The following is a 16,385-nucleotide window of genomic DNA, read 5'->3' as shown; positions in this document are numbered from 1 at the left end:
CCCAACAATCCCACGGCCGCCAAGTTCTCTCCCTACGATCCTCAGGTGGACCTGATCGCGGCATTCGATGCCTCGCCGGACTGCGTCCTCATCATCGACGACCGCGGCGTCATCCGGGCCGTCAACCGGGCCGCGGCGACGAGCTTCGGGTACGCCACCGACGAGCTGCTCGGGCAGAAGGTCGATGTGCTGATGCCTCCGCACGACCGCGACCACCACGACGAGTACCTACGGGCGTACGCGACCACCGGCCGGCCCGCCATCATCGGTATCGGGCGCGACGTCTACGGCCGGCGCCGCGACGGCTCCACCTTCCCCCTGCGCCTGAGCATCGGCGAGTTCCGGCACGAGGGGCGTCCCCACTACATCGGCATCGGCCAGGACGTCACCGAGCAGCGCGAGCGCCAGCGGGAGGTCCGCCGACTGGCGACGTACGACGACCTCACCGGCGCGCTCAATCGCGCCACCGCGGTGAGCCGGCTCCGTGCGCGGCTCGCGGACGCGACCGAGCAGGACGCGATCGCGGTCCTCTTCATCGACCTCAACAACTTCAAGCAGGTCAACGACCGCTTCGGCCACGCCGTCGGCGACGAGGTGCTGCGAGTGATGGCCGAGCGCTTCGGCGCCCACATCCGCGGCCACGACCTGCTCGCGCGGGTCGGGGGCGACGAGTTCCTCGCCGTCGTGGAGACGCACGGCAGCCCGGCCCTCGCTCAGCGGGTCGCCGAGCGGCTCAGCCAGGCCGCCCAGGAGCCGGTCGCCCTCGGGCGCCAGCTGATCACGCTGGGCGCCAACATCGGCATCAGCCACTTCCCCGGCGACGGCATCGATGCCGACGAGCTCGTCGGCAACGCCGACATCGCGATGTACGAGGCCAAGCGGGCCGGCGAGGAGGCCCCCCGGCGCTTCACCGGCGATCTGCGCGACGAGCGGGCCCGGGAGTTCGACCTGCGCGATCGGCTCACCGAGGCCTTCGACCGGCACGAGCTGGTGCTGCACTACCAGCCGCAGGTCGAGCTGGCGACCGGCCGCGTCGTCGGACTGGAGGCGCTGGTGCGCTGGCAGGACCCTGTGCACGGCCTGCTCCAGCCCGCCGCCTTCCTGACCACCCTCGAGGCGGCGGGGCTGCTCCCCCGCCTCGCGCCGTACGTCCTGGACCAGGCCTGCCGCGACAACGCGCTCCTCATCGCCGCCGGCGAGCTCGACGTGCCGGTCGCGGTCAACGTGACCTCGGGCTGCTTCGCCAGCCGCCACTTCCTGTCCCAGGTCGAGCAGGCGCTGGCCGACCACGGACTCGCCGCCGACCGGCTCGGGATCGAGCTGGCCGAGACCGGGCCCACCGCCTCGCTCGCGCTCGCCCAGAGCCACGCGGAAGCCCTGCACCGGCTCGGCGCCACGATCGCGATGGACGACTTCGGCACCGGCTTCTCCTCGATCGCGCGACTGCGCGAGCACCACTTCTCCACCCTCAAGATCGACCGCACCTTCATCGGCCGCCTCCCCGGCACCGACCTGGACGCCGCGCTGGTCGCCGGGATGCTCGGGATCGGCCGCGGCCTGGGCATGAGCATGGTGGCCGAGGGCGTCGAGACGGAGGCCCAGCGCGACTTCCTCCTGGCCCAGGGCTGCCGCCTCGGGCAGGGCTGGCTCTACGGCCGGGCGATGCCGCTGGCGGACCTGCGCACCTGGCTCTCGCAGGCCCGTACGGGCGTCGTCCCGGCCGCCCGACGCGCCGAAGGCGTCCGTACGAGGGTGTGAGGCTTGCCCCGACGTGCCACGATCAGGCTGTGAGGTTCTTGTCGTGGCTGGCCGTCAACGCGGTGGCGCTCGCCGTCGTGCTCTGGCTGATCCCCGGGATCCATCTCGACGGGCCGAGCAGCGGCTCCGAGGAGCTCAAGCACAAGATCCTGCCGCTGCTGGTGGTCGCCCTCATCCTCGGCGCCGTCTCCGCGGTGATCAAGCCGGTCCTGACCCTGATCAGCCTGCCGCTGATCATCCTGACGCTGGGGCTCTTCCTGCTGGTCATCAACGCCGCGATGCTCGGCCTGACCTCGTGGCTGCTCGGTCCCACCCGGATCGGGTTCCACGTCGACAGCTTCGGCTCCGCGGTGCTGGGCGGGCTGGTCTTCGCCATCGCCGGCTTCTTCGCCCGCAGGCTCCTGGCGGACGACTGATGCTTCCCGCCGCGCGCGTCGAAGGCCGGTACGCCATCGCGGCGGTCTGCCTCGGCAACATCTGCCGCAGCCCGATCGCCGAGGTCGTCCTGCGCGCCCGGCTCGACGAGGCGGGTCTGGACGGGGTCGAGGTGATCAGCGCCGGCACCGGCGGCTGGCACGCGGGCGATCCGATGGACCGACGCTCGGCGGCGATCCTGCGCGAGCACGACTACGACCCCACCCACCACCGGGCGCAGCAGTGGGACCCCACCTGGCACGAGCGCTACGACCTCGTGCTGGCGATGGATGAGCAGAACCTCGCCGACCTCGGCGGCCCGAGCGAGCGCGTGATGCTCTGGCGCGACCTGGATCCGGAGGGACGCGGCGAGGTGCCCGACCCGTACTACGGGGGCGCGGGCGGCTTCGCCCGGGTGCTCGCCATGATCGAGCGCACAGCCGAGGTCATCGTCGCCCAGCTCACGTCCCGGGCGCGGGCCCCGCAGGCGGTGCGACTGTCGTGACCCGCCTGCCGTCCATCGCCCACCGCGCCGAGCAGCTGCTCGGCCGTGCGGTGGTGAGCACGGCACCGGTCGCGGGAGGCGACGTCGCCACCGCGACCAAGCTGCGCCTCGCCGACGGCACCCAGGCGCTGATGAAGACGCTGCCGCACTGCCCGGCGACCTTCTTCCCCTGCGAGGCCCGCGCGCTGGCGTGGCTGGCCGAGGCCGACGGCGTACGGATCCCCGAGGTGCTCGCGGTCGACGCCGACTGCATCGTGCTGCGCTGGATCGACCCGGGACGGCCGACGGCGGAGGGGGCGGCCGAGCTGGGCCGGGAGCTGGCGAGGACGCATCGCGCCGGCGCGGAGGTGTTCGGGCACGCCGAGGACGGCTTCGTCGCCCGGCTGCCGCTGCCGAACGCTCCCGCGCCGACCTGGGCGGAGTTCTTCATGACCCGCCGCGTGCTGCCGTATCTCAAGCTCGCCCACGACCGCGGCACCATCGACGACACCCACGCCGCCACCATCGAGCGGGCCGCGGCCCGGGTCGCGGAGCTGGTGCCCGAGGAGCCGCCGGCGCGGCTGCACGGTGACCTGTGGACCGGCAACGTGCTGTGGTCCCACGACGCGCACGCCTGGCTGATCGACCCGGCTGCGTACGGCGGCCATCGGGAGATGGACCTGGCGATGCTCTCGCTCTTCGGGCTGCCGCACCTCGAGCGGGTCCAGGAGGCCTACGACGAGGCCTTCCCGCTGGCCCCCGACTGGCAGGACCGGGTGGGGCTGCATCAGCTCTTCCCGCTGCTGGTGCACGCCTGCCTGTTCGGCGGGGGCTACGGCGTGCGTGCGGCGCGCACCGCCGCCCGCTACCTCTGAGCCGGTGCGCGGGTCAGGCCACGAGGTTGGGGACGCGCAGCCAGTCGACGAGCTCGTCGGGGGTGAGCGGAGCGGCGTACAGGTAGCCCTGACCGGCGACGCAGCCGAGCTCGCGGAGCCGGTCGCGCTGGGCGGTGGTCTCGATGCCGACGGCGCCGACGGCGAGACCGAGTGACGTCCCCGCGCGGATGATCGCGGACAGCGTGGCCTCGTCGGCGTCCTCGGCGAGCAGGGAGCGGTCGATCTTGATCCCGGTCACCGGCAGCTCGGTGAGCTGCCCGAACGACGCGCCGCCGTGGCCGAAGTGGTCGAGGGTGCACAGCACCCCCAGCTCGCGGCACGCGGCCACCGTGGCCCGCCCACGCTCGGCGCTGAAGCGGCCGTCGTAGACGATCTCGACGGCGATCCGCTCCGGGCTCAGGCGGTGGGAGGCCAGCAGCTCGCGCAGGCCGACACGACGGCCGTCGGCGATGTTCTGCGGTGCGACGTTGAGGAAGATGCGCGGCACCTCGACCCCGGCTGCGTCCCACTCGGCGAGCTGGGCGAAGGCCTTCTCGAAGATCAACCGGTCGAGCTGCCAGCTCATCCCGATCTCGGCGGCCACCCGGACGAAGCGGTCCGGTGCGATCGCACCGAGCACCGGGTCCTGCCACCGGGCGAGCACCTCGACGCCCAGCAGCGACCCGTCCACGAGGTCCACCTGCGGCTGGTAGACGAGGTCGATGGTGCGGGCGTCGATGGCCGTGCGCAGCGCGCGCCCGACGACCAGACGCTCACGGGCCTCGCCGGGAAGGCCGTCGTGGAAGACCATGGGGGCCTCGCTGCCCTGCCGCTTGCCCTGGGCCGCCACGGTGGACGCCTCCCGGACCAGGGTGGTCACCTCGACGGTCTGGCCGTCGGCGATCGCGACACCCGCGACCAGCCGGACCGGCTGACGGGGGTCACGCAGAGCGATGCTGGGCGTGCGGGCGATGAGCGCCGCGTCGTGCAGCAGCGTCGCCAGCCCGATCAGCGTCGGCTCCTCCAGGCCGGGCATGAGCAGCAGCAGTCGCGGTCCGTCGAGGCGCCGCACCACTGCTCCGTACGTCGATCCGGTCGCCACCACGCGCGCGGCGGCCTCGGCGACGAGACGGTCGGCGATCTCCGGCGCGATCGCGGAGGCGGTCACGTGGTCGGCGACCTCGACGACGACGACCGAGCCCGGGAGCTCGCCGGTCGCCGCGACGTAGCGGTCATCGCGCTCGGCGTCGTAGCGCAGCAGGCCGGTGACCTCGTCGCGCTGGCGGCCGCCCGCCTCGGTGTGCTCGTCGCGCTCGGTCGTACGGACCGGCGCGCTGAGGCTCGCGGAGTCGGCGCCGGCCCGGCGCTCGGACCGCTGCGTGGCCGGGAGGACCAGCAGGGCCGCGATGCACAACCAGCCCGCCAGCAGCGCGACGACCAGCGCCGGCACCGGGACGGAGTAGCCACCGACGAGGCTCCCGAGCAGGAAGCCGGCGGTGACCGAGGCCACGGAGGCGGTGCACATCACGGCGAGGCGCTGGGCCTGGCTCGCGCGTGGCTGCATGGAGGCTCCTCGGGGCTGCTGCGTAGGGGTGCTTCTTCCTTCGGCCGGAAGCCCCGACACCTGCGGGATCGGCGATAGGACGCGCGTCCAAAGATGAGGACTGGCATGCTCGCCACGTGACGACCCTCTGGGAGTGGCTGCTGATCAGCGTCGAGGTGGGTCTGCGCCTGATCGCGCTCGGCGTCATCCCCGGCAACCGCAAGCCCTCGACCGGGATGGCGTGGCTGCTGCTGATCCTGGTCGAGCCGATCATCGGCTTCGCGATCTTCCTGCTCGTCGGGCGGATCGCACTCTCGCGGGGGCGGATGGAGCGCAAGGGCGCGGCGGTGGAGGTGATGCGGGCCCGTGCCGCGCAGCAGGTCAACGTCATCGAGCCGCCGCTGACCGCCCCGGTCGAGCGGGTCACCGAGCTCAACCGGCGCTTGGGCGCGCTGCCGATCGTGGACGGCAACACCGTCGCGATGCGTGAGGGGTACGCGGAGGTGATCCGGGAGATCGCCGACGAGGTGGACCGCGCCACGTCCTACGTCCACGTGGAGTTCTACATCGTCGCCTGGGACGAGGTGAGCGCGCCGCTCCTCGAGGCGATGGAGCGCGCCGCCGCGCGCGGGGTCGCCGTGCGCCTGCTCCTCGACCACGTCGGCTCGTTCCGGGTACGCGGCTACCGGTCGATGGTGCGCCGGCTTCAAGTGAGTGGCATCGCGTGGCAGCCGATGCTGCCGCTGCAACTGCTGCGGGGACGCTTCCAGCGGCCCGATCTGCGCAACCACCGCAAGATCGCGATCGTCGACGGCCGGGTCGGCTGGACCGGCTCCCTCAACCTGATCGAGCCGGGCTACCACCGCGCCTCGAGCCGCCGACTGGGTCGGTCGTGGGTCGAGCTGATGGTGCGCGTCGAGGGCCCGGTCGTGTCCAGCCTCAACGCGGTCTTCGCCTCGGACTGGTACGCCGAGACCGCTGAGGACGTCGACCACGGCCTCGCGCCGTCGACCGCTGGCGAGCAGGTCGTCCGGGAGCCGGGTGAGATCGCCTGCCAGGTCGTGCCCTCGGGGCCGGGGCTGGCGGTGGAGAACAACCTGCGGATGTTCACCTCGCTGCTCTACCTGGCCACGGAGCGCATCTCGATCACCTCGCCCTACTTCGTGCCCGACGAGTCACTGCTGTACGCCGTGACCACCGCGGCCCAGCGCGGGATCCCGGTGGAGCTGTTCGTCAGCGAGGATGCGGACCAGTTCATGGTCGGTCGCGCGCAGGCGTCGTACTATCGCGCACTTCTCGAGGCCGGCGTACGGATCTACCGCTATCCCTCGCCGGACATCCTGCACTCGAAGCACTTCACGATCGACGCGGACATCGCGGTGATCGGCTCGTCCAACATGGACATGCGTTCCTTCGCGCTCAACTACGAGGTCTCGCTGATGATCCCGGACGAGGGCGTGGTGGCGGCGATGCGCGAGGTCGAGGACCACTACCGCGCGATCTCACGCGAGCTGACCCTGGCGGAGTGGCTGCGCCGCTCGCCCGGTGCCCGCTACGTCGACAACGTCATGCGGCTCACGGCCGCCCTGCAGTAGGGCGCCGAGCACGCCCCGGAACGCACCGAAGCCCGGTCCTTGTTCAGGACCGGGCTTCGGTTGACTGGCGGTGGCGGAGGGATTTGAACCCTCGGTAGGTCTCCCTACACAGCATTTCGAGTGCTGCACCATCGGCCGCTCGGACACGCCACCGCGGAGAACGTTAGCGGAGACGCTGTCCCGGGAAGAAATCGGCTCACCCCTGGGGCGACTCCACGATCACGACCACGAGGTTGCGCGGTCCGTGGACGCCCTCGACCCGGCTGAGCTCGATGTCGCTGGTGGCCGAGGGCCCGCTGATCCAGGTCAGGGGACGACCGGCGAGGACGGCCGCTCGCAACAGCGCCGTCGCATCGGGGACGTCGAGGACGATCTGGTCGGCGCGCACGATGCAGACATGGGTGTCCGGCACCAGCGTGATCGCGCGGCGCCCCTGGTCGGGAGCATGGTCGAGCACGATCGTGCCGGTCTCGGCGATGCCGACGGCCGACGCGGTGATCACCGCGTCGACCTGGTCGAGCTGGGCTGCGCTCAGCTCACCGTCGTCGACCACGAACCCGGTGCCGCTCAGTCCGAGGGTGCCGGCCAGACCCGGCGGGATCACGGCCGACGCCCCGGCGGGGAGCGCGTCCCGCAGCGCAGCGGGCAACCCGCCCGCGGTCGTACGGACCACGACGGCGCGATAGTCCGCGACCCGCTCCTCGAACAGGCCGACGACGTCGGCGACAGGGCTTCGCCGGGGCGCCGCCGGGGCCGCCGGCACCTCGGTGACGTCGGCCAGCGCCGCTCGGACACGTCCGAGGATCTCGTCGCGCGCGCTCATCGGCCGCTCTCCTTCGTGCTCTCGTCGCGACCACCGTCGGTCCGCTTCCACCATGCCCGGAACGACTCGGCCGGCGCCGGCGGCAGGTCGCGCGCCGAGGTCCACGCGGCGGCTCCGAGCCTGCGGGCCACACCCAGCCCGACCTTGGTGAACCGCTCCCCGAAGCCGAGCCTGCGGGCATCGGAGAGCGCCACCGCGGCGCCCTTGAAGGCGAGCTGCTCGACCTTCGGCACCCGGCTGTCGCGATGGGCGTCGACGACCTTCGCGCGCTGGTCGACCAGCACCGAGGGGATGTCGATCCGGACCGGGCAGGCCTCGAAGCAGGCGCCGCAGAGCGAGGAGGCGTACGGCAGGGAGTCGGTCTGCTCGTCCACGCCGAAGCCCTTGAGCAGGGGGTTGAGGATCGCGCCGATGGGACCGGGGTAGACCGACCCGTACGCGTGCCCGCCGGTGCGCTCGTAGACCGGGCAGACGTTGAGGCAGGCCGAGCAGCGGATGCAGCGCAGCGCCTGGCGCCCGACCTGGTCGGCCAGGGCCCGCGTGCGGCCGTTGTCCAGCAGGACGACGTGGACCTCCTGCGGCCCGTCGCCGGGCGTCACGCCCGACCAGGTGGAGGTGTACGGGTTCATCCGCTCGCCGGTCGACGAGCGCGGCAGCAGCCGGAGCAGCGGGTCCAGGTCGTCCCAGGTCGAGACGACCTTCTCGATCCCGACGACCGAGATCAGCACCTCGGGCAGCGTCAGGCACATCCGCCCGTTGCCCTCCGACTCGACCACCACCAGCGTCCCGGTCTCGGCGACGGCGAAGTTGGCGCCGGAGACGCCGACGCGCGCCCGCAGGAACTTCTCCCGCAGGTGCTCGCGGGCGGCGGCGGCCAACACCGCCGGCTCGTCGGTGAGGTCCTCGGGCGCGGGGCGTCCGACCGTCTTCATCGCGCGCAGGAAGATCTCGCGCACCTCGGCGCGGTTGCGGTGGATCGCCGGCACGAGGATGTGGGAGGGCAGGTCGTCGCCGAGCTGCACGATCAGCTCCGCGAGGTCGGTCTCCCAGGCGGCGATGCCGGCCGCGGCGAGCGCCTCGTTGAGCCCGATCTCCTGGGTGACCATCGACTTGACCTTGACCACCTCGTCGACCTGGTGGCTCGTGGCCACCGTCGCGACGATCCGGCAGGCCTCCTCGGCGTCACGCGCCCAGTGCACGATCGCCCCGTTGGCCGTGAGGGTCTCCTCCAGCCGGAGCAGCTGGGTCTCCAAGGACAGCAGCGCGGCCTCCTTCACCCCGGCTCCGGCCAGCCGCAGGTCCTCCCACGACGAGACCTCGTTGACCTCGTCGACGAGACGCGCCCGCTTGCCGCGGATCGTGCTGGTGGCGTGCGCCAGGTTGTGCCGCAGCTGCGTGTCCTCGAGAGCCGCGCGGGCGGCGACCGGGAACTTCGGCATCCCGACGAAGGTCCCGCTCATCGCCTCTCTCCCCACGGCTCGGACCCGGTGGAGGCCAGGATCTCGGCCAGGTGGACGGCTCGCACCCCGGCGCGCTGGCGGGTCATCAGTCCTCCGATGTGGGTCAGGCAGGAGTTGTCCCCGGCGGTGAGCACCTCGGCGCCCGTACCGCAGACGCTGCGCACCTTGTCGGTGCCCATCGCGATCGAGGTGTCGGCGTTCTTCACCGCGAAGGTGCCGCCGAAGCCGCAGCACTGGTCGGCGCCGGGCAGCTCGAGCAGCGTCAGGCCGCGCACCGCGCGCAGCAGCTGGAGCGGACGCTCCCCGACGCCGAGCATCCGCAGCGAGTGGCACGTCGGGTGGTAGGTGACCGTGTGGGGGTAGTACGCGCCGACGTCGGTCACGCCGAGCACGTCGACGAGGAACTCGGAGAGCTCGTACACCCGCGGCGAGACCTCCTCGACCGCGCTCTGCAGCGCTGCGTCACCGGAGCGCTTCGCGACCAGGGAGTGCTGGTGGCGTGCGGAGCCCGCGCAGGATCCCGACGGCGTGACGATCGCGTCGTAGCCGGCGAACGCGTCGACGAACGTACGGACCACCGGGACCGCCTCGTCGAGGTAGCCGGTGTTCACCATCGGCTGGGCGCAGCAGGTCTGCGCGGCCGGGAACTCCACGTCGACCCCGAGGCGGCGCAGCAGCGCAACGACCGCCCGGCCCGTCTCGGGATAGAGGGCGTCGTTGATGCAGGTGACCATGAGAGCGACCTTCACCATGTCTCCTTCCGTACTCGAGTCTCGCGCATCACGACGGGATGACCCGCTCCGCGTACGGCACCACTCGCACCGGGCCGACCAGGCCGTAGGCCTGGCGGCTCGCGACCCCGTACACCGCAGGGGTCACCACCCGCAGCCGGTTGAGCAGCGTGGAGGCCACCTCGACCTCGATCACGTTGGTGCCGGGCAGCAGGCTGTGCCCCAGGTCGACGACCGGGTCCAGCGGGTCACACGCGGCGAGCTGCTGGCCGTTGACCCGCACCACGAAGGTGTCGTTGACCTCGCCCAGCTCCAGGGTGGCGCCGTCGTCGCTCGTCCAGTCGGTGCCGAGGTCGATCGTGGTGCGGTAGCGCCCGATACCCGAGACGTCCTCCAGCCCCGCCACCTTCGACCAGGACTGCACGGACGCGAGATCGGTCGCGTGGACCTCCTTGACGGTCGCCAGGTCGGTCGGGTCGGCCGCGTTCGCCGGCTTCCAGTCCTCGAGCTCGAGGGACCAGTTCGTCGGCACGATCGGCGTGCGGACCCGGGCGACCCGCACCCGCGCCGTGCTGCCGTTGGCACGGGTGACGTCGAAGGTGCCGGCACTCGTCGTGCGCAGCACCGCGTTGGCCCCACGCGGCAGCACCGACTGCCCTGCCGTCCCGACCGGCAGCACCGAGCGGGCGACGCCGGCGCCGGGCGCGGCCAGCGCGACGATCGTCGACTGCCCGGGCACCAGGTCGACGGGGACGCGGATGCGCTTGCCCGAGCGCTCGTACGCCGCGATCCGGGTCACCTCGCCCGTCCAGGCGTCGAGGAGCCACGGGACGGCGTCGTCGTCGGTCGCCGTGAGCCAGACGTCCTGCGCGACCCCCACGAGCTTGCGGTTCTCGGCGTGCCGGGCGTTGGCGAGGTAGTAGAGGTCGACGTCGCCGATGACACGGTGGGAGTGCATCACCGTCGAGTCGGGGTGCTCGACGTCGCGCACCACGCCGAGGGCGGTCAGCGCGTCGCCGACCGAGGCCTCCGGCACGGTGCGGGTGGTGGGCAGGGCGCCGATCCTCGTCACGAGGTCGCGGATCTCGGCGACACCCGCGGCGTCGGTGCGGCCCACCGGCGTCACCGCCGACCAGTCGCCGATGAGCACGATCGGCAGCCCCGCCCTCCCGAGCGCGAGCACCTTCTTGGCGCCCTCGATGTCGAGCGTGACGGCGTTGCCACGCAGCGAGTCGGGTCCGATCACGAGGGCCTTGTACGCCGGCCCGTCCGGCGCGAGCCGCCCGCCTCGGACCGTCGCGGCGTCGAACTCCAGCAGCGAGGCGCTCATGAAGGAGTGCGACCAGCCGTAGCGGGTGCCGTTGTTGGTGATCCACTGCGGGCCGATGCCGGTGCCGGCCCAGCCCTTGTCGCGCCAGAACGCGACGTCGTAGCGCGGCACGCCGGTCCGCAGGACCAGCTGGGTGCGGGCGATGTAGGCCGCGATGCCGGGCATGTGCTGCCACTGCGGCATCCGCGGTCCCCACGCCTCGCCGTACCCGATCGCGTTGCTGTAGTAGGGCGAGAAGGCGGCGAACCCGGGCCAGGTGACCCCCGGCGCGGACGCATAGGCGAAGCCGTGGATCATCAGGTTGTTCACGCCCGCAGCGAAGATGCTGTTGATGGTGAACAGCGCCTGGTTCTGCGCGGCGGGGCTCAGGCTGTTCGCGCCCCACGTGGTGTTGTACGCCGCGCCGGCGTAGCAGATGGCCTCGCACGACAGCAGCGTGCGACCGGCCATGTCCCGGCCCGCGGCCATGATCCGGTAGTCGTCGAGGTTCTTGAACCCCAAGGACTCGGTCTCCGGGACGTCGACGATCCCGGAGTGCTGCATGGTGTCGGTCTGCAGGCCGTACGGCTGGATCCGGATGCCCATGTCGAGGGTGCGCGCGAAGGCCTGGAGCGGACGCAGGTGGTGGTCGAGGTAGAGGTCGGAGAGGACCTGGTTGAAGTCGTCGCGGATCGCGTTCGTCGAGAGGTCGTCGGCCTTGGCGGGGTCGGTGCCCGCGAGGGCGTAGAGGTACTTGCCCTTGAGCTCGAGCACGAACGGAAGGAACCGGCGCAGGTCGTAGCCGCGGCTGGCCTGGAACTGCTGCAGGTAGTCGGCGGTCCACAGCGTCGCGTTGGTCTCGATCTCGAGGGAGTCCTCGAACAGATAGCCACCGGCGGCACGCAGCAGGCTGCGCATCTCGCTGTCCAGCACCCGCGCGTTCCACAGGTCGATGACCGCCTGGACGCCCGAGGCGCCGAAGTGGTCGACGACGTAGGCCACCGGGGTGGTGTGGGGCCCGGCCTCGGGCTGCTGGGCCGAGCCGCGCCGCCAGGTCGCGAAGAGCAGCCACGTGCTGTTCGAGGCGTCGGCGGGTGCAGTCCAGGTCAGCCTGCCGTCCACCACCTCGCCGGCGAGGTCCACGTACGAGGCGGGGTCGAGCAGCGTGCTGGTGACGTTGCCCTTGCTGTCCTTCACGTAGCCGGTCACCCGGTGGGCCTGGACCGTGACCAGCTCGGCGCGGGTCGCGCCCGCGGCCGGGGCCGTCACCGGAGCGGGGACCACGTCGGCGTAGGTCGACCCGGCGGGCACGGTGGCGACGCCGTGGATGAGCTCGGTCGAGGCCGCGTCGTCGTTCGGCGTGATCGTGGGGACGGCCGCGGGCCACGACGGCCCGACGGTGATGTCGATCCGCACCTCACGCTCCGCGGCCCGCGCCAGCGCCGCCTTCACCCCCGCGACCCAGGGAGCGGTCCCCCACCCGTACCGGGCCACGTCGACGTCGATCTGGCGGGCGCGGAGGCTGTGCGTGACATCAGCCACCTCGAGCGCGCCGAAGCCGGCGTCGGCGACCGCGTCCACCTCGCGTGCGATCTCCGCGGGGTCGACGAGACCCTCCGGCCACCACCACCGGAAGCCGGCGGCGCTCTGCGTGGTCGGGCGCCGGAAGGCCTTGACCAGGTCGTCCGGAAGACCGGCCGATCCGGGGGCTGCGGCCGCGGGCGAGGCGCCCACCGTGCCGAGGGCCCCGACGACGGCAGCGGTGCCGAGGGTGGCGGCGGCCGCGCCGAAGAGGGCGCGGCGGCTCAAACGCGCTTCGCGGGGTGTGTCCCACATGGTGGTTCCTTCCGAGGCAGGGTCGAGGAGGTGGACGAGAGCTAGGAGAGACGTGCCTCGGCACCGTCCCAGTCCGCGCCGCTGCACGGCTCGTAGCGGACCAGGTCGTGGGTGCGGCGCACGAGAGCGCGCATGGCGGCCAGGCCGGGAAGGTCGGCGCCCAGCGAGCGGGCCTGGACCAGCGCGTTGCCGAGGGCGGCCGCCTCGGACGGGCCGGCCAGCACCGGCAGCCCACACGCGTCGGCGGTGAGCTGACAGAGCAGCTCGTTGTGGGAGCCACCGCCGACCACGTGGACGAGGTCGATCTCGTGGCCCGCCAGGGCGACCGCGCGGCGCACGTTGCGCCGGTAGGCGAGCGCGAGGCTGTCGAGGATCGTACGGACGACCTGGGCCGGGGTCTCCGGAGCAGGCTCGCCCGCCGCGACGGCGAGGGTCCGCAGACGCGCCGGCATCGGGGCGGAGGAGCTCGCCGGGGCGAGCAGGGACGGGTCGTCGATGTCGACGACGGTCCGCAGGGGTGTCTCCGCGGCGGCCGCGGCGAGCAGCGTCCGCAGGTCGGCCGGCTCCCCGTCGGTGGCCCAGACCCGCACCGACTCCGACAGGACCCAGAGCCCCATCACGTTCTTGAGGAAGCGGATGGTGCCGTCGACGCCGCCCTCGTTCGTGAAGCCCGCCAGGCGCGCGGCCTCGGACAGCACCGGTGTCTCGAGTTCGAGGCCGACCAGCGACCAGGTGCCGGAGGAGATGTACGCGAACCGTTCGCTCTCGGCCGGGACCGCGACGACCGCGGAGGCGGTGTCGTGCGACCCGACCGCGATGACCGGCACGCCCGCGGTGCCCAGAGCGTCGGCCACCGCCGGCAGGACCTGGCCGATGACCGAGCCGGGATCGCGCAGCGGCGGCAGGATGCCCGCCGGGATCCCGAGCAGGCCGGCCAGGTCAGGCGCCCACGCTCGGGCGCGGGCGTCGTAGAGCCCGGTGGTGGAGGCATTCGTCCGCTCGGCGCCGCGCTCCCCGGTGAGCCAGTACGCCAGCAGGTCGGGGAGCAGCAGCATCGTCTCGGCTGACTCGAGCGCGCTCGTCCCCCGCGCCGCGAACAGCTGGAAGACGGTGTTGAAGGGCAGCTCCTGCAGGCCGCCGACGGCGTACATCGCGGCCGGGTCGACGAGCGCGGCGACCCGCGCCGGGACGCCCGTGGTGCGGGCGTCCCGGTGCGAGTACGGGCTGCCGAGCAGCTCGCCGTCACGATCGAGCAGGCCGTAGTCGACGGCCCACGAGTCGATGCCGATCCCGTCGAGCGGACCCGTACGGGCGATCTCACGGAGGCCGGCGAGGATCTCGCGGTGCAGGCCGACGACGTCCCAGACGAGCGCCCCGCGGATCGGCACGCCGCCGTTGGGGAAGCGGCGCACCTCCTGCAGCTCGAGCTGGTCCGGGCCGACGACCGCGGCCATGACCCGGCCGCTGGTGGCGCCGAGGTCGACCGCCGCGACCCGGACCGAAGGTGCGGATGAGCTCATCGCAGGAAGGCCGCCGCCACGCCAGCGTCGACGGGGATGTGCAGGCCGGTGGTGTGGCTGAGCTCGGCCGAGCAGAGCACGAAGACGGCGTTGGCGATGTTCTCCGGCAGCACCTCGCGCTTGAGGATGGTGCGCTGCGCGTAGAACTTGCCGAGGTCCTTCTCCTCCACGCCGTAGACGGCGGCGCGGTTGGCGCCCCAGCCCGAGGCGAAGATGCCCGAGCCCGCGACGACGCCGTCGGGGTTCACGCCGTTGACCTTGATGCCGTGCTCACCGAGCTCGGCCGCCAGCAGACGCACCTGGTGGGCCTGGTCGGCCTTGGCGGCACCGTAGGCGACGTTGTTCGGCCCGGCGAAGATCGAGTTCTTCGAGGAGATGTAGACGATGTCGCCGCCCATCTCCTGCTCGATCATGACCTTCGCGGTGGCCTGGGCGACCAGGAACGAGCCCTTGGCCATGACATCGTGCTGGAGGTCCCAGTCCTTCTCCGTGGTCTCCAGCAACGAGCGCGAGAGGGACAGGCCGGCGTTGTTGACGATGAGGTCGAGGCCGCCGAAGGCGAGGACGGCGGCGTCCACCGCCGCGCGGACGGCCTCGGCGTCGGACACGTCCACCTGGACGCCGACCGCGACGTCGGCGGAGCCGATCTCGGCGGCAGCGGCCTGGGCCTTCTCCAAGGAGAGGTCGGCGATGACGACGCAGGCACCCTCGGCGGCGAGCTTCTCGGCGGTGGCCTTGCCGATGCCGGAGGCGGCACCGGTGACGAGCGCGACGCGGGTGGCCAGCGGCTTCGGCTTCGGCATCCGCTGGAGCTTGGCCTCCTCCAGTGCCCAGTACTCGATGCGGAACTTCTCCGCCTCGTCGATGGGGGCGTAGGTGGAGAGGCCCTCGGCACCGCGCATCACGTTGATCGCGTTGACGTAGAACTCGCCGGCGACGCGGGCGGTCTGCTTGTCCTTGCCGAAGCTGAACATCCCGACGCCGGGCACCAGCACGATCAGCGGGTCCTTGCCGCGGATCGCGGGGCTGTCGGGGGTCGCGTTGCGGTCGTAGTAGCCCTGGTAGTCCTCACGGTAGGCCACCGCGAGCTCCTTGAGCCGGGCGATCGAGTCCTCGACCGACGCGGAGGCGGGCAGGTCGAGGACGAGCGGCTTGACCTTCGTACGCAGGAAGTGGTCGGGGCAGCTGGTGCCGAGCGCGGCCAGCCGCGGATGCTCGGCCGAGCCGAGGAAGTCGAGCACGACGTCGGCGTCGGTGAAGTGGCCGACCATCGGGCGGTCGGCCGAGGCGATGCCGCGGATGGTCGGGGCCAGCGCGGCGGCCTTGGCGCGACGCTCGGACTCGGGCAGGGCGCCGTAGCCCTGGAGAGCCGGGCCGAAGGGCTCAGCCTTGGAGTGCTCGGCGATGTAGGCGGCGGCGGTGTCGATGATCCACAGCGAGTTCTGCTCGGCCTCGTCGCTGGTCTCGCCCCAGGCGGTGATGCCGTGGCCACCCAGGATGCAGCCGATCGCCTGCGGGTTCTTCGCCTTGATCTCGGCGATGTCGAGACCGAGCTGGAAGCCGGGACGACGCCACGGGACCCAGACGACCTTGTCACCGAAGATCGTGGCGGTGAGCGCCTCGCCGTCGGCGGCCGTCGCGATCGCGATGCCCGAGTCGGGGTGGAGGTGGTCGACGTGCGCGGCGTCGACCAGGCCGTGCATCGCGGTGTCGATCGACGGGGCGGCACCGCCCTTGCCGTGCAGGCAGTAGTCGAAGGCCGCCACCATCTCGTCCTCGCGCTCGATGCCCGGGTAGACGTCGACGAGGGCGCGCATCCGGTCCAGCCGCAGGACGGCCAGGCCCGACTCCTTCAAGGTCCCGAGGTCGCCGCCGGAGCCCTTGACCCAGACCAGCTCCACCGGTTGGCCGGTGACCGGGTCGGTCTCGGTGCCCTTGGCCGAGGTGTTGCCCCCTGCGTAGTTGGTGTTCTTCGGGTCGGCGCCCAGTCGGTTGGAGCGAGCGATCAGCTCGGCAGCCGCATTCGTGGTCATGTTG

Annotated in this window: 12 protein-coding genes and 1 tRNA gene; 5 read left to right on the top strand and 8 right to left on the bottom strand. The window is 72.3% G+C overall.

Annotated elements, in window-relative coordinates; genetic code table 11:
* Positions 1–45: 45 nt before the first annotated feature.
* From KSO98_RS10425 to KSO98_RS10410, 4 genes are read left to right on the top strand one after another with little or no spacing between them, the layout of a single operon-like run.
* Positions 46–1,758: a putative bifunctional diguanylate cyclase/phosphodiesterase gene (locus KSO98_RS10425; RefSeq protein ID WP_225285456.1), complete on the top strand. Its 1,713-nt coding sequence runs from the start codon at positions 46–48 to the stop codon at positions 1,756–1,758.
* Positions 1,759–1,787: 29 nt separating this feature from the next.
* Positions 1,788–2,174: a phage holin family protein gene (locus KSO98_RS10420; RefSeq protein ID WP_225285455.1), complete on the top strand. Its 387-nt coding sequence runs from the start codon at positions 1,788–1,790 to the stop codon at positions 2,172–2,174.
* Positions 2,174–2,677: a low molecular weight protein-tyrosine-phosphatase gene (locus tag KSO98_RS10415; RefSeq protein ID WP_225285454.1), complete on the top strand. Its 504-nt coding sequence runs from the start codon at positions 2,174–2,176 to the stop codon at positions 2,675–2,677. Before KSO98_RS10420 ends, KSO98_RS10415 begins: the two co-directional genes overlap by 1 nt.
* Positions 2,674–3,531 carry a fructosamine kinase family protein gene (locus tag KSO98_RS10410; RefSeq protein WP_225285453.1) on the top strand — a complete coding sequence of 286 codons (858 nt, stop codon included), beginning with the start codon at positions 2,674–2,676 and terminating at the stop codon, positions 3,529–3,531. Before KSO98_RS10415 ends, KSO98_RS10410 begins: the two co-directional genes overlap by 4 nt.
* Positions 3,532–3,544: 13 nt before the next feature.
* Here the strand turns inward: KSO98_RS10410 and KSO98_RS10405 are convergent, their stop codons facing one another.
* Positions 3,545–5,095: an EAL domain-containing protein gene (locus KSO98_RS10405; RefSeq protein ID WP_225285451.1), complete on the bottom strand. Its 1,551-nt coding sequence runs from the start codon at positions 5,093–5,095 to the stop codon at positions 3,545–3,547.
* A 116-nt stretch (positions 5,096–5,211) separates the two neighbouring features.
* Here KSO98_RS10405 and cls point away from each other — a divergent pair, with 116 nt between their 5' ends.
* Entirely contained in the window at positions 5,212–6,669 is a 1,458-nt protein-coding gene (cls, locus tag KSO98_RS10400) for a cardiolipin synthase (RefSeq protein ID WP_225285450.1), read from the top strand.
* Positions 6,670–6,734: 65 nt separating this feature from the next.
* Here cls and KSO98_RS10395 read toward each other — a convergent pair.
* The 7 genes from KSO98_RS10395 to KSO98_RS10365 all read right to left on the bottom strand — a co-directional run bounded on the left by KSO98_RS10395 (position 6,735) and on the right by KSO98_RS10365 (position 16,381).
* A tRNA-Ser gene (locus KSO98_RS10395) sits at positions 6,735–6,822 on the bottom strand.
* 43 nt (positions 6,823–6,865) lie between these two features.
* A complete protein-coding gene (locus tag KSO98_RS10390) occupies positions 6,866–7,492 on the bottom strand; it encodes a LutC/YkgG family protein (protein ID WP_225285449.1) in 627 nt (208 codons plus the stop codon).
* The gene (locus KSO98_RS10385; RefSeq protein ID WP_225285447.1) at positions 7,489–8,952 is read right to left on the bottom strand and encodes a lactate utilization protein B; all 1,464 of its coding nucleotides are present in this window, start codon (positions 8,950–8,952) and stop codon (positions 7,489–7,491) included. Before KSO98_RS10385 ends, KSO98_RS10390 begins: the two co-directional genes overlap by 4 nt.
* Positions 8,949–9,704 (bottom strand): (Fe-S)-binding protein, encoded by a 756-nt coding sequence (locus KSO98_RS10380; protein WP_225285445.1) that lies wholly within the window; start codon positions 9,702–9,704, stop codon positions 8,949–8,951. The genes KSO98_RS10385 and KSO98_RS10380 overlap by 4 nt, the downstream gene beginning before the upstream one ends.
* 28 nt (positions 9,705–9,732) lie before the next feature.
* A complete protein-coding gene (locus tag KSO98_RS10375; RefSeq protein ID WP_225285443.1) occupies positions 9,733–12,828 on the bottom strand; it encodes a glycosyl hydrolase in 3,096 nt (1,031 codons plus the stop codon).
* Between the two features lie 41 nt (positions 12,829–12,869).
* Positions 12,870–14,348: a rhamnulokinase gene (locus KSO98_RS10370; protein ID WP_225285441.1), complete on the bottom strand. Its 1,479-nt coding sequence runs from the start codon at positions 14,346–14,348 to the stop codon at positions 12,870–12,872.
* A complete protein-coding gene (locus KSO98_RS10365; RefSeq protein ID WP_225285439.1) occupies positions 14,345–16,381 on the bottom strand; it encodes a bifunctional aldolase/short-chain dehydrogenase in 2,037 nt (678 codons plus the stop codon). The genes KSO98_RS10370 and KSO98_RS10365 overlap by 4 nt, the downstream gene beginning before the upstream one ends.
* Positions 16,382–16,385 lie beyond the last annotated feature (4 nt).

The sequence above is a fragment of the Nocardioides nematodiphilus genome, assembly GCF_020216525.1.
GTDB lineage: Bacteria > Actinomycetota > Actinomycetes > Propionibacteriales > Nocardioidaceae > Nocardioides > Nocardioides nematodiphilus.
The sequence above is the reverse complement of the archived record's forward strand: the minus strand, read 5'-3'. Positions and strand labels throughout refer to the sequence as shown.